Origin of the sequence: Leucobacter sp. gxy201 (genome assembly GCF_051043335.1) — a bacterium.
Classification (GTDB): domain Bacteria; phylum Actinomycetota; class Actinomycetes; order Actinomycetales; family Microbacteriaceae; genus Leucobacter.
This window is the reverse complement of record NZ_JAMXWS010000005.1, coordinates 237640-250379: the sequence shown is the minus strand read 5'-3', so window position 1 is coordinate 250379 and position 12740 is coordinate 237640. Positions and strand designations below refer to the sequence as shown.

Here is a 12740-nt window from a genome sequence, read left to right as displayed (position 1 = left end):
TTTAACCGACGGATCCTTCCATGCTCATGTCGATGAGCTTGTTCAGTTCGAGTGCGTACTCCATGGGCAGCTCGCGCGCGATCGGCTCGATGAAGCCGCGCACGATCATCGCCATCGACTCCTCCTCGGAGAGGCCGCGGCTCATCAGGTAGAAGAGCTGCTCCTCGCTCACGCGCGTCACCGTCGCCTCGTGTGCGAGCGTCGCGTCATCGGTGCGGATGTCGATCGCCGGATAGGTGTCCGAGCGCGAGATCGTGTCGACGAGCAGGGCGTCGCACACCACCGAGTTGGCCGCGTGGTGGGCGTTCGCCTCGACGCGCACCTCGCCGCGGTAGCCGGTGCGCCCGCCGCCGCGCGCGATCGACTTCGAGAGGATCGAGGACTTCGTGTGCGGCGCCAGGTGCACCATCTTCGCGCCCGCATCCTGGTGCTGGCCGGGGCCGGCGAAGGCGACCGACAGGGTCTCGCCCTTCGCGTGCTCGCCGACCAGGAACACCGACGGGTACTTCATGGTGACCTTCGAACCGATGTTGCCGTCGACCCACTCCATGGTGGCGCCGGCCTCGGCGAGCGTGCGCTTCGTCACAAGGTTGTACACGTTGTTCGACCAGTTCTGGATCGTCGTGTAGCGCACGCGGGCGTTCTTCTTCACGACGATCTCGACGACGGCCGAATGCAGCGAGTCCGACTTGTAGATCGGCGCCGTGCAGCCCTCGATGTAGTGCACGTAGCTGTCCTCATCGGCGATGATCAGCGTGCGCTCGAACTGGCCCATGTTCTCCGTGTTGATGCGGAAGTAGGCCTGAAGCGGGATCTCGACGTGCACACCCTTCGGCACGTAGACGAACGAGCCGCCCGACCACACCGCGGTGTTCAGCGCCGCGAACTTGTTGTCGCCCGACGGGATGACCGTGCCGAAGTACTCCTTGAAGATCTCCGGGTGCTCGCGCAGCGCGGTGTCCGTGTCGAGGAACAGCACGCCCTGCGACTCGAGATCCTCGCGGATCTGGTGGTAGACAACCTCCGACTCGTATTGGGCGGCGACGCCCGCGACGAGGCGCTGGCGCTCGGCCTCGGGGATGCCGAGCTTCTCGTAGGTCTCCTTGATCTCGTCGGGGAGCTCCTCCCAGGTCGTCGCCTGCTTCTCGGTCGAACGCACGAAGTACTTGATGTTGTCGAAGTCGATGTCCGACAGATCGGCGCCCCACGTGGGCATGGGTTTGCGCTCGAAGATCTTCAGGGCCTTGAGCCGGCGCTCGAGCATCCACTCGGGCTCGTTCTTCAAGGCCGAAATCTCGCGCACGACCTGTTCGTTGAGGCCGCGTTTTGCGATCGCGCCCGCCTCATCGCTGTCGTGCCAGCCGAATTCGTACTGGCCCAAGCCTTCGAGCTCGGGTCGGTCGATCAATACCTCAGGCATGATCACTCCCTCATCTTCGTCCTCGCAGGGCAGTCGTACCGTGCACTCGCGAAAACGAATCGGGTGCACAGATTATGCCCTGCACCGGTGCAGTAGTCTGGGCTTCGGGCGTTTCGGATGCTTCCGATCAATCGTCAGACGTTTTGAAACGCCGCACTAAACCACGACTTCCGAGTCTACAGGCTCTTGCCCGGAATGGGGCGAGATCGGCTCGTGTCCACACAAGCGCCCGTTCCCCGGGCGATTCGGCAGTGGAAAACGTCAGCAGAAGGGAACCCCGTGCCCAGCACGACCGCATCCAGCGAAACCCGCCTCGCGCAGAGGTCGTTCCCGAGGCTCCTCCCCATCGCGGCGTGGGTCTCGTTCGCGCTCAACGTGCTGATCATCGGCACCGGCGGCGCCGTGCGGCTCACCGGCTCGGGCCTCGGCTGCTCGGAGTGGCCCTTGTGCACCCCCGGTTCGCTGGTGCCGACCCCCGAGCTCAGCTACCACTCGCTCATCGAGTTCGGCAATCGCACGATCTCGGGCCCGCTGCTGATCTTCGCCGTGCTCGTGTTCGCGCTGACGCTCCTGGCCCGGCGCTCGCGCCGCGACCTCGTCGTGCTCGCCTCGGTCGTGCTCGGTCTCGTGCTGCTGCAGGCGTTCGTCGGCGGAGTCATCGTCTGGCTGCACCTGAACGCGAACCTCGTCGGTTTCCACTACATCGTCTCGGTGCTGCTGGTGTGCATCACCGCTGCGTACCTCGTGCGCCTCTACGAGCCCGCCGGCGCCCGCGAGCGCGCGGTGCCGCGGGCCTTCGCGATCCTCGCGCACATCACCACCGTCGTCTTCGCGATCACGACCCTCGTCGGCGTGCTCACCACCGCTTCGGGGCCGCACTCGGGCGACGCGAACATCCAGCGCGACGGCATCGACGCCGTGCTCATGAGCCACATCCACGCCTGGCCCGGCTACCTGCTGGCGCTGCTCACCGTCGTGCTGCTCGTCTGGGCGCGACGCGACCGGCTGCGCCCCGCGGCCTGGCTCACCGCGCTGCTCGTCGTCGAGGCGGTGCAGGTGGGTCTCGGCCTCTACCAGGCGCGCAACGGCCTGCCTCCCCTGATCGTCGGCATGCACATGGTGCTCGCATCGCTCGCCGCGGCCGCGATGACGGTCACGGTGCTGCGCCTGAAGCGCCCCATCGCAGGCCCGAGCGAGAACGAGGCCTGAGCACCCGCGTCGCAGAGCTGCGCGCGAAGCCCCTCGATAGGCCCTCGCCGTGGGATGGTGCTCGAGGGGCGAGAGATTCGACAGGGATTGATCCCTGGCCCTGATTTCTCGCCCTTCGAGACCGATTGCCCCGGTCAGAGCCGGGCCGGGCGGGCAGCGGGCCGAAGACCGGATCCGGTCGCGGGAGGCGCCCGGGTCAGCGCGCAGCGGCCTCGAGCGCCTGCGAGATGTCGGCCCACAGATCATCGACGTGCTCGATGCCGATGCTGAGCCGCACGAGCGACTCGGGCACCTGCACCGGCTCGCTCGTCTGGCGCCTCCGGCGCTCCGCGAGCGTCTCGACGCCGCCGAGGCTCGTCGCGGGCGTCACGAGGCGCAGCGCCCTGACGAAGGCGTCGGCGTGGTCGGCGCCGCCCGCGAGCTCGATCGAGACGAGCGCGCCGTAGCCGTCGAGCTGCGCGGTCGCGAGCGCGTGGCCCGGGTCGTCGGGCAGGCCCGGATACCGCACCCGCGACACGCCCGACGCGGCGCTCAGCCGCCGAGCCAGCTCCCCCGCCGTCGCCTCGGCGCGATCGAGCCGCAGCGAGAGGGTGCGCAGACCGCGCAGCGCCAGCCACGCCTCGAACGGGCCGGCGATCGCACCGTGCAGCGTGCGCTGCGCGACGAGCCGCGCCCGGGTCTCGGCGTCGCGGGTCGCCACGATGCCGAGCAGCACATCCGAGTGGCCGGCGATGAACTTGGTCGCGGAGTGCACGACGACGTCGGCGCCGTGCTCGAACGGCCGCTGCCGCAACGGGGTCGAGAAGGTGTTGTCGACGACGGTGCGCACGCCACGCTCTCGGGCCGCCCCGATGAGCCGCGGCAGGTCGACGACCTCGAGCAGCGGGTTCGTCGGCGACTCGAGCCAGATGAGGTCGGCGCCGTCCATCGCCGCGACCGTGGCCTCGATGTCGCACGGGTCGATCTCGCGCAGCCGCAGTGCGCCCGCCTCGGCCAGGGATCGGGCGAGGCCGATCGTGCCGTTGTACGAGGTCGCCGGCACCAGCGCGACGCCGCCGACCGGCACCAGCGACAGCGCGGCCGAGACCGCGGCCATTCCCGAGGCGTAGGCGAGCGCGGGCAGCGGCGATCCCTCGAGCGCGGCGACGGCCGCCTCGAGCGGCTCCCACGACGCGTTCGCGAAGCGCGCATAGCCGCGATCGGTGTCGCCGTCCGGGGTATCCCACCCGACGAACGTCGAGGCCAGCGCGATCGGCGGGTTGAGCGCGGCGCCGACTTCGCGCGGCGGCCGACCCAGCGAGACGACCGCGGTGCTCGGGTCGATTGCTGACAGCGGATGCGCGGAGTCGTTCATGCGCACCACGTTACTCCCGCGCCCCGGGGGCTCGCGGCGCGTGTTACCGGCCGTTACGCGGGTACCGCGCCGCGAGCGATGAAGTACCGGAGCGCCGCGGCACCGGCGCCGGGTCAGAAGGGCAGCAGCGGGTCGATCGCGATCGCGAGCGAGAGCAGCGACAGATAGCTGATCGAGCCGTGGAAGACCTGCATCGGCTTGCCCTCGCGGCCGCGGATCGCGCTGCCGTAGAGGCGGTGGGCCTGGAAGATGAAGTAGCCGCCGGTCAGCACCGCGATGACGGTGTACACCCAGCCGATACCGGCCGCGGGGATCAGCAGCAGGCTCGAGATGACGGTCGCCCACGCGTACAGGATGACCTGCAGGCCGACCGTGGCGCGGCCGCGCACGACGCCGAGCATCGGCACCCCCGCCGCGGCGTAGTCGTCGCGGTAGCGCATGGAGAGCGGCCAGTAGTGGGCAGGCGTCCACAGGAAGATGATGAGGAAGAAGACCCAGGCCGGCCAGTCCAGCGACTCGGTGACCGCGGCCCAGCCGATGAGCACCGGGAAGCAGCCCGCGATGCCGCCCCAGATGATGTTCTGCTCGCTGCGGCCCTTGAGCCACATCGTGTAGACGACGACGTAGGTGAAGATCGCGGCCGCGCTGAGCAGCGCCGCCAGCCAGTTCGTGGTGACGTACAGCCAGACGATCGAGGCGATGCCGAGCACCCAGGCGAAGACGAGCGCATTGCGGTCGGAGATCTCGCGGGTCACGAGCGGCCGGTTCTTGGTGCGCTTCATCACCCGGTCGGCTTCGCGGTCGATGTAGCAGTTGAACGCACCGGCCGAGCCGGCGCTCATCGCGCCGCCGATCAGCGTCGCCAGCACGAGCCAGAGGTTCGGCAGCCCCTGCGCCGCGAGGATCATCGCCGGCACCGTCACCACCAGCAGCAGCTCCATCACGCGGGGTTTCGTCAGCGCGACGTAGTTCATGATCGTACGACCGAACGAGCGGCCGGACCGGGAGGGCGCCGTGCTGGTATTTGCTGAGATCTCGGTGGACATCACTCCCTATCGTACCCCGTACTGCCCTAGGATTGGCCTGTGTGCGCAACCGCGCCCGAACCTCTCCGCAGAAAGGTGAATCGTTGGGAAACGAACTGCAGTGGAATGAGCTTGACGAGGCCGCGGTGAACACCGCCCGAGTACTGGCGGCGGACGCCGTCGAGAAGGTCGGCAACGGCCATCCCGGCACCGCGATCAGTCTCGCACCGGTCGCCTACCTGCTCCACCAGAAGGTCATGCAGCACGATCCCTCCGATGCCCACTGGGCCGGCCGTGACCGCTTCATCCTCTCGGTCGGCCACTCGTCGCTCACGCAGTACGTGCAGCTCTACCTCGGCGGCTACGGCCTCGAGCTCGAAGACATCGAAGCACTGCGCACCTGGGGTTCGAAGACTCCCGGCCACCCGGAGGTCGGCCACACCGCCGGCGTCGAGATCACGACCGGCCCGCTCGGCCAGGGCCTCGCCTCGGCTGTCGGCTTCGCGTACGCCGCCCGCTACGAGCGCGGCCTCTTCGACCCCGAAGCGGCCGCCGGCACGAGCCCGTTCGACCACTTCATCTACGTCATCGCGGGCGACGGCGATCTGCAGGAGGGCGTGACCAGCGAGGCGTCGTCGCTCGCCGGCCATCAGGAGCTCGGCAACCTGATCGCGATCTACGACTCGAACCAGATCTCGATCGAGGACGACACCAACGTCTCGTTCACCGAGGACGTCGCGAAGCGCTACGAGGCCTACGGCTGGCAGGTGCTCGAGGTCGACTGGAAGAAGACCGGCGAGTACGTCGAGGACATCGCGGAGCTGAACCGCGCAATCGAGGCGGCAAAGGCCGAGACCTCGAAGCCGTCGCTGATCGTGCTGAAGACCATCATCGGATGGCCCTCCCCCGGCAAGCAGAACACCGGCGGCATCCACGGCTCGAAGCTTGGCGCCGATGAGCTCGCCGCGCTGAAGACCACGCTCGGCTTCGACCCGGCAGCGCACTTCGCCGTGGCGCCCGAGGTCATCGCCCACACCCGTGGGGCCGTCGACCGCGGCACCGCCCGACATGCCGAGTGGCAGACCCGCTTCGACGCGTGGGCCGCGGCGAACCCCGAGCGCAAGGCGCTCTTCGACCGCCTCGAGGCGCACGAGCTCCCCGAGGGCGTCGAAGACGCCCTGCCGGTGTTCGAAGCGGGAATGAGCATCGCGACCCGCGCCGCCAGCGGCAAGGTGCTCGCCGGCCTCGGCGCCGTCATGCCCGAGCTGTGGGGCGGATCGGCCGACCTCGCCGGTTCGAACAACACCACGATCCCCGGCGCGGCGTCGTTCATCCCCGAGAAGCACTCCACCTCGAGCTGGCAGGGCAACCCGTACGGCCGCGTGCTGCACTTCGGCATCCGCGAGCACGCGATGGCGGCCATCCTGAACGGCATCCAGCTGCACGGCAACACCCGCAGCTACGGCGGCACCTTCCTGCAGTTCGCCGACTACATGCGCCCCGCTGTGCGTCTCGCCGCCCTCATGAACACGCCGAGCATCTTCGTCTGGACGCACGACTCGATCGCCCTCGGCGAGGACGGCCCGACGCACCAGCCGATCGAGCACCTCGCCGCGCTGCGCGCCATCCCGAATCTGGCGATGGTGCGCCCGGCCGACGCGAACGAGACGGCGTACGCGTGGCACGAGATCCTGTCGCGCCACGCCGGCCCGACCGGCATCGCGCTGACCCGCCAGAACGTCCCCGTGCTCGAGGGCACCTCCGCAGACGGCGTGCGCCGCGGCGCATATGTGCTCGCGGACTCCCCCACCGGCCGGGTCGACGTGATCCTCATCGGCACCGGTTCCGAGGTGCAGCTCGCCGTCGAGGCGCGCGAGCGCCTGGCCGCCGACGGCATCGGCGCCCGCGTCGTGAGCGCCCCCTGCCTCGAGTGGTTCGCCGAGCAGAGCGATGAGTACCGCGAGAGCGTGCTGCCCGCCGCCGTGACCGCGCGCGTGAGCGTCGAAGCCGGCATCGCGCTCGGCTGGGAGCGCTACGTCGGAGATCGCGGCCGCTCGATCTCGATCGAGCACTTCGGCGCCTCGGCCGACTACGAAACCCTCTTCCGCGAGTTCGGCATCACCGCCGACGCCGTCGTCGACGCGGCACGCGCGACCGCCCAGGCTTGATATCAGAACAGGTTGAAGGAGACCGAAACACTATGACGAATGCTCGTACCGCAGAACTCAGCAAGGCCGGCGTCAGCATCTGGCTCGACGATCTCTCCCGGGAGCGCATCGAGAGCGGCACGCTCGCCGCGGCGATCTCGAGCCACAACGTCGTCGGCGTCACCACGAACCCGACGATCTTCGCGAACGCGATCGGCGGCGGCGTCGGCTACGGCGATCGCATCGCCGACTGCGCGAAGCGCGGCCTGAGTGCCGACGCGACGATCTTCGAGCTCACGACCTCCGATGTCGCCGATGCCTGCGACATCTTCGCCGACGTCTACGCCGCGTCGCACGGCTTCGACGGCCGCGTCTCGATCGAGGTCGAGCCGCACCTCGCCCGCGACACCGCCGGCACCATCGCGCAGGCGCGCGAGCTGTGGGCCAAGGTCGACCGCCCGAACGCGATGATCAAGATCCCGGCGACCGTCGAGGGGCTGGAGGCGATCACCGCCACGATCGCCCAGGGCATCAGCGTGAACATCACGCTCATCTTCAGCCTCGAGCGCTACCGCCAGGTCATCAACGCGTACCTCACCGGCCTCGAGCAGGCGCGCGCCGCAGGCATCGACCTGTCGACCATCCACTCGGTCGCGTCGTTCTTCGTATCGCGCGTCGACTCCGAGGTCGATGGCCGCCTCGCCGCGATCGGCACGCCCGAGGCGCTCGAGCTGAAGTCGCAGGCCGGCCTCGCCAACGCGCGCCTCGCCTACGAGGTGTACGAGCAGGCATTCTCGTCCGAGCGCGCGAAGCACCTGCTCGACCAGGGGGCGAACCGTCAGCGACCGCTCTGGGCATCGACCGGTGTCAAGGACCCGGCGCTGCCCGACACCCTCTACGTCGCTGGGCTCGTCGCCGATGGCGTCGTGAACACGATGCCCGAGGCCACGCTGAACGCCTTCGCCGATCACGGCGAGGTCGCGGGCGACACCGTCACCTCCGAGTACGCCGCGTCGAACCAGCTGCTCAACGCGCTCGACGCTCAGGGCATCGGCTACGCCGAGGTCACCGAGAAGCTCGAGGTCGAGGGCCTCGAGAAGTTCGACGTCTCGTGGGCCGAGCTCCAGCAGACCGTCGACGAGGCGCTGGAGGCGGCACGATGAGCATCGGCGTCTCCCTCTCCTCGGCGCTCGAGGCCGACGAGCGCTACCGCTCGGCGCTCGACGCGCTCGTCGCCGACAGCGCCGCATCGCGCATCTTCGGGTTCGATGCGACGCTGTGGGGCGAGGCCGCCGAGGCCGAGGCCCGCATCCGCCTCGGCTGGACGGATATCGCCCCCGCGGCGGCCGACCTGGTCCCGGCCATCGAACGACTGCGCGGCGAGTTCGCCGCACGCGGCATCGACCGCATCGTGCTGTGCGGCATGGGCGGCTCGAGCCTCGCGCCCGCGGTGATCACCCGTCGGGCGCGGGTCGAGCTGACGATGCTCGACTCGACGCACCCCGCGGCCGTCGCGCGCGCGCTCGAGGGCGACCTCGCGCGCACCGCGGTGGTGGTCAGCTCGAAGTCGGGCAGCACGATCGAGACGCGCAGCCATCTCGCGCTCTTCGAGCACGCCTTCCGCGAAGCCGGGCTCGTTCCCGGCGAGCACGTCGTCATCGTCACCGATCCCGGTTCGCCGCTCGATCAGGAGTCGCGCGAGGCGGGCCGCATCGTCTTCAACGCCGACCCCGATGTCGGCGGTCGTTTCTCGGCGCTCACCGCGTTCGGCCTCGTGCCCTCGGGACTCGCCGGCGTCGATATCGCGGCTCTCGTGAACGAGGCGGTCGCGGTGCGCGCGGGCTTGTCCGAGAACTCGGCGTCGAACCCGGCGCTGCGGCTCGCCGCGGCGCTGGCGGCCGGGCTGCCCGATCAGTACATCCTCGCGGTGCGCCAGGCCGCTGACGCCGATTGGGCGCTCGGCGCCTGGATCGAGCAGCTCATCGCCGAGTCGACGGGCAAGGAGGGGCACGGCGTGCTCCCCGTCTCCCTCACCGACGCGGCCCCGGAGCTCGGCGCGAACGCACCCGCGAACGTGCTCTCGGCGACCGTATCGGCCGACACCGCGGTCGACGCCGCCGACTCCGGCACGGCGATCGCCGTCGGCGGCCCGCTCGGCGCCCACTTCCTGCTCTGGGAGACTGCGACCGCCGCGCTCGGCCGCCTCATGGGCATCGATCCGTTCAACCAGCCGGATGTCGAGGCGGCGAAGGTCGCGGCTCGCGCGGCGCTCGCGGCCGCGGCCGGAGCCGGCGCGCAGCAGGACGCGCAGGTCGAGCCGGTGCCCACGGGAGCCGAGCTGGTCGAACGCCTGCGCGAGGCGCTTCCCGAGAACGGGTACCTGGCGATTCACGCCTACCTCGACCCTCATGCGCCGCATGCCGAGGTGCTGCGCGGCCTGCGCGACCGTCTGGCCGCCGCTCTCGGTGCTCCGGTGGCTCTGGGCTGGGGCCCGAGCTTCCTGCATTCCACCGGCCAGCTCCACAAGGGCGGGCCGCGCGTCGGCGTCTACCTCCAGTTCACCGACGCCCATCCCGGCTCGCTCGAGATCCCGGGCCAGGGCAGCACGTTCGAGGCGCTGATCGCGGCTCAGGCCCGCGGCGACCGCGACGTGCTCGTCGAGCGCGGCCGCCCGGTCATCACGGTCGCCTGCGACGACCCGGAGGCGGTGCTCTCCAGCCTCGCGGCCGCGATCTGACGACGGCGAGACGAAGAAACCCCCGGGGCTGAGGCCCCGGGGGTTTCTTTCTGCGCTCTGCGCTGCGTCGCCTACGCCGAGGCCTTCAGCGAGCCGCGACGGGTGCGCAGTTTCACGAGGGCCGCTTCGAGCAGCTCCTCAGCTTCCTCGGGCGTGCGGCGCTCCTTCACGTATGCGAGGTGCGTCTTGTAGGGCTCGTTCTTGGGGAGCATCGGCGGATTCTCCCGGTCGCGCCCCGCGGGCAGGCCCGTGCTCGGGCAGTCGATCTGCTCGGGGATGTCGTCGGCCGACACGTCGGCTGCGAAATAGCGGACGGTCTCGTTGCCGAGCGCGTCCCAGTACGAGATCTGAATACGATCGGCGCGCGCTCCGTGATCCATCTCGCCCATGGGGCCGGATCCGACGCGGGCACCGCGAATGGCGTTACTGCCGGCCATCGGTGACCTTTCTGGATTGTGGTGCTGAGTTCCCGGTCGCTACCGGGTTAGACGACGGCGAACCGCGACAGCAGCCCGAGGCCGATGATCGACGCGCCCCACACGAGCGAGACGATGATCGTGACGCGGTTCAGGTTGCGCTCCGCGACGCCCGAAGAGCCGAGGCTGGACGTGATGCCGCCGCCGAACATATCGGAGAGGCCGCCGCCGCGCCCCTTGTGGAGCAGGATGAAGAGCGTGAGCAGCAGGCTCGTCACCACGAGGAGGACGATCAGTGCGATCTTGAGAATGAACACTCGGTTCGCCTTTCGGGTCGAGGGGGCCGTGGGCCAACGACCAGTATACCGCCCCGTTTCCGAGGCCTTCCTTTACGCGCCGGTGACGTGCTTCTTGAACTGCACGATCTTCGAGAACTCGTCTGCCTTCAGGCTCGCGCCCCCGACGAGGGCGCCGTCGACGTTCGGCTGGCGCATGAAGCCGGCGACGTTCTGGCTCGCGACCGAGCCCCCGTACAGGATACGGGTCGCATCGGCGCGATCGTCGCCGCGCAGCTCGCGCAGCGCTTCGCGGATGGCCTTCGCCACTTCCTCGGCCTGCTCGGGCGTTGCGGCCTGACCGCTGCCGATCGCCCAGACCGGCTCGTACGCGATGACGAAGTCGGCGTCTTCGGGCAGGTCGGCGATCGCGGCGGTGAGCTGCGCGACGGGGATCGCGGCGGCGCCGTGCTCCTCGAGGTCCTCTGCGGTCTCGCCGACGCAGATCATCGGCACCAGGCCTGCGGCCTGCGCGGCGCGGGCCTTCGACGCCACCACGTCGTCGCCTTCGCCGTGGCCCTGGCGCCGCTCCGAGTGGCCGACGAGCGCGTAGTCGACGTCGAGCTTCAGCAGCATGTCGGCGGAGATATCGCCGGTGTAGGCGCCCGAGGCGTGCTGCGACAGGTCCTGCGCGCCGAGCGACATCGAGATCTTATCGGCCGAGAGCAGCGTCTGCACCGAGCGGAGATCGGTGAAGGGCGGGAACACCGCGACCTCGACGTCGCCGTAGTCGTGACGCGCATCCTTCAGGCTCCACGAGAGCTTCTGCACGAAAGCGATCGCCTGCAGGTGGTCGAAATTCATCTTCCAGTTGCCTGCGATGAGCGGTGTACGCTGCTGCTCACTCACGCGAGCACCTCCAAACCGGGAAGATGCTTCCCTTCCAAGAACTCGAGGCTGGCCCCGCCTCCGGTAGAAATATGGCCGAACTGATCGTCTGCAAAGCCGAGCGCGCGCACGGCGGCCGCGGAGTCGCCGCCGCCGACGACGGTGAAGCCGTCGGTCTCGGTGAGCGCCTGCGCGACGGCACGGGTGCCGCCCGCGAACGCCTCCATCTCGAACACGCCCATCGGGCCGTTCCAGAAGACGGTGGCCGACGCCGCGATCTCCGCGGCGAAGGCGCGCGCGGAGTCGGGACCGATATCGAGTCCGAGACCGGCCGCGCCGAAGCTCGAGCTCTCGATCGCATCGGCCGCGACGACCTCGTGCGCGGCGTCGGCCGCGAAGGCCTCGGCCACGACCACATCGGTCGGCAGCACGATGCGCACACCGCGCTTCTCCGCTTCGGCGAGGTATCCGCGGACGGTGTCGAGCTGATCCTCCTCGAGGAGGCTCGCGCCGACGCCTCGGCCCTGCGCCGCGAGGAAGGTGAAGAGCATGCCGCCGCCCACGAGCAGCGTGTCGACGCGCTCGAGCAGGTGGGCGATCACGCCGAGCTTGTCCGAGACCTTCGACCCGCCGAGCACGACCGTGTAGGGGCGCTCGGGGTTCACGGTGAGGCGCTCGAGCACCTCGAGCTCAGCGGCGACCAAGCGCCCGGCGGCGCTCGGCAGGATCGCTGCGAGCTCCGTCACGCTCGCCTGACGGCGGTGCACGACGCCGAAGCCGTCCGAGACGAACGCGTCGGCACCGCGAGCGAGCTGCTCGGCGAAGGCGCGGCGCTCGGCCTCGTCCTTGCTCGTCTCCCCCGCGTTGAACCGCAAGTTCTCGAGCAGCAGCACGTCGCCGTCCGCGAGCGCCCCTCGCGCGGCTTCGGCCTCGGGACCGACGGTCTCCGAGGCGAAGCCGACGGGGGCGCCCAGCAGCTCCGACATGCGCGCCGCGACGGGCCGCAGCGAATACTTCTCGTCGGGCGCGCCGGCCGGGCGACCGAGATGGCTCACGAGCACCAGTCTGGCGCCGGCTTCGCGCAGCTCCCGGATAGTGGTGAGCGAGGCGCGGATGCGGCCGTCGTCGGTGATCTCACCCTCTTTCAGCGGAACGTTCAGATCGCAACGGACAACCACGGTCTGCGAGCGAAGGTCGCCCAGCGTATCGAGTGTGCGCATGAATGTGGGAGTCTCCCTGGGTGAGTGCGTGACGAGAAGCGGTGGGTGG

General features: G+C 69.7%; 11 protein-coding genes. 4 read left to right on the top strand and 7 right to left on the bottom strand.

All coding sequences use genetic code 11. From position 1 onward, the window contains the following. Position 1: 1 nt before the first annotated feature. Positions 2 to 1420, bottom strand: coding sequence for a Fe-S cluster assembly protein SufB (gene sufB, locus NHL51_RS10415; protein WP_434143546.1), 1419 nt, complete (start codon positions 1418 to 1420; stop codon positions 2 to 4). Between the two features lie 279 nt (positions 1421 to 1699). On the opposite strand from sufB, the gene NHL51_RS10410 reads away from it, so the two are divergent. Then, positions 1700 to 2629 (top strand): COX15/CtaA family protein, encoded by a 930-nt coding sequence (locus NHL51_RS10410; protein WP_434143544.1) that lies wholly within the window; start codon positions 1700 to 1702, stop codon positions 2627 to 2629. Between the two features lie 196 nt (positions 2630 to 2825). Here the strand turns inward: NHL51_RS10410 and NHL51_RS10405 are convergent, their stop codons facing one another. Then, positions 2826 to 3983 carry a trans-sulfuration enzyme family protein gene (locus NHL51_RS10405; RefSeq protein WP_434143543.1) on the bottom strand — a complete coding sequence of 386 codons (1158 nt, stop codon included), beginning with the start codon at positions 3981 to 3983 and terminating at the stop codon, positions 2826 to 2828. Between the two features lie 113 nt (positions 3984 to 4096). Continuing rightward, the gene (locus tag NHL51_RS10400; protein WP_434143541.1) at positions 4097 to 5029 is read right to left on the bottom strand and encodes a heme o synthase; all 933 of its coding nucleotides are present in this window, start codon (positions 5027 to 5029) and stop codon (positions 4097 to 4099) included. 83 nt (positions 5030 to 5112) lie between these two features. On the opposite strand from NHL51_RS10400, the gene tkt reads away from it, so the two are divergent. The 3 genes from tkt to NHL51_RS10385 are packed head-to-tail and all read left to right on the top strand — an operon-like array spanning position 5113 to position 9892. Next, a complete protein-coding gene (tkt, locus tag NHL51_RS10395; protein ID WP_434143539.1) occupies positions 5113 to 7176 on the top strand; it encodes a transketolase in 2064 nt (687 codons plus the stop codon). A 32-nt stretch (positions 7177 to 7208) separates the two neighbouring features. Beyond that, the gene (tal, locus tag NHL51_RS10390; protein WP_434143537.1) at positions 7209 to 8318 is read left to right on the top strand and encodes a transaldolase; all 1110 of its coding nucleotides are present in this window, start codon (positions 7209 to 7211) and stop codon (positions 8316 to 8318) included. Then, complete coding sequence (locus NHL51_RS10385; protein WP_434143535.1) at positions 8315 to 9892, top strand: glucose-6-phosphate isomerase; 1578 nt, start codon at positions 8315 to 8317, stop codon at positions 9890 to 9892. Before tal ends, NHL51_RS10385 begins: the two co-directional genes overlap by 4 nt. A 71-nt stretch (positions 9893 to 9963) precedes the next feature. Here NHL51_RS10385 and NHL51_RS10380 read toward each other — a convergent pair whose 3' ends face one another. The 4 genes from NHL51_RS10380 to NHL51_RS10365 form a co-directional block, all read right to left on the bottom strand. Next, on the bottom strand, positions 9964 to 10329 hold the full coding sequence (locus NHL51_RS10380; protein ID WP_434143533.1) for an RNA polymerase-binding protein RbpA: 366 nt from the start codon (positions 10327 to 10329) through the stop codon (positions 9964 to 9966). Between the two features lie 47 nt (positions 10330 to 10376). Then, complete coding sequence (gene secG, locus NHL51_RS10375; RefSeq protein ID WP_434143531.1) at positions 10377 to 10625, bottom strand: preprotein translocase subunit SecG; 249 nt, start codon at positions 10623 to 10625, stop codon at positions 10377 to 10379. A gap of 72 nt (positions 10626 to 10697) precedes the next feature. After that, the gene (gene tpiA, locus NHL51_RS10370; protein WP_434143529.1) at positions 10698 to 11492 is read right to left on the bottom strand and encodes a triose-phosphate isomerase; all 795 of its coding nucleotides are present in this window, start codon (positions 11490 to 11492) and stop codon (positions 10698 to 10700) included. Next, positions 11489 to 12691 (bottom strand): phosphoglycerate kinase, encoded by a 1203-nt coding sequence (locus tag NHL51_RS10365; RefSeq protein WP_434143528.1) that lies wholly within the window; start codon positions 12689 to 12691, stop codon positions 11489 to 11491. Before NHL51_RS10365 ends, tpiA begins: the two co-directional genes overlap by 4 nt. Positions 12692 to 12740 lie beyond the last annotated feature (49 nt).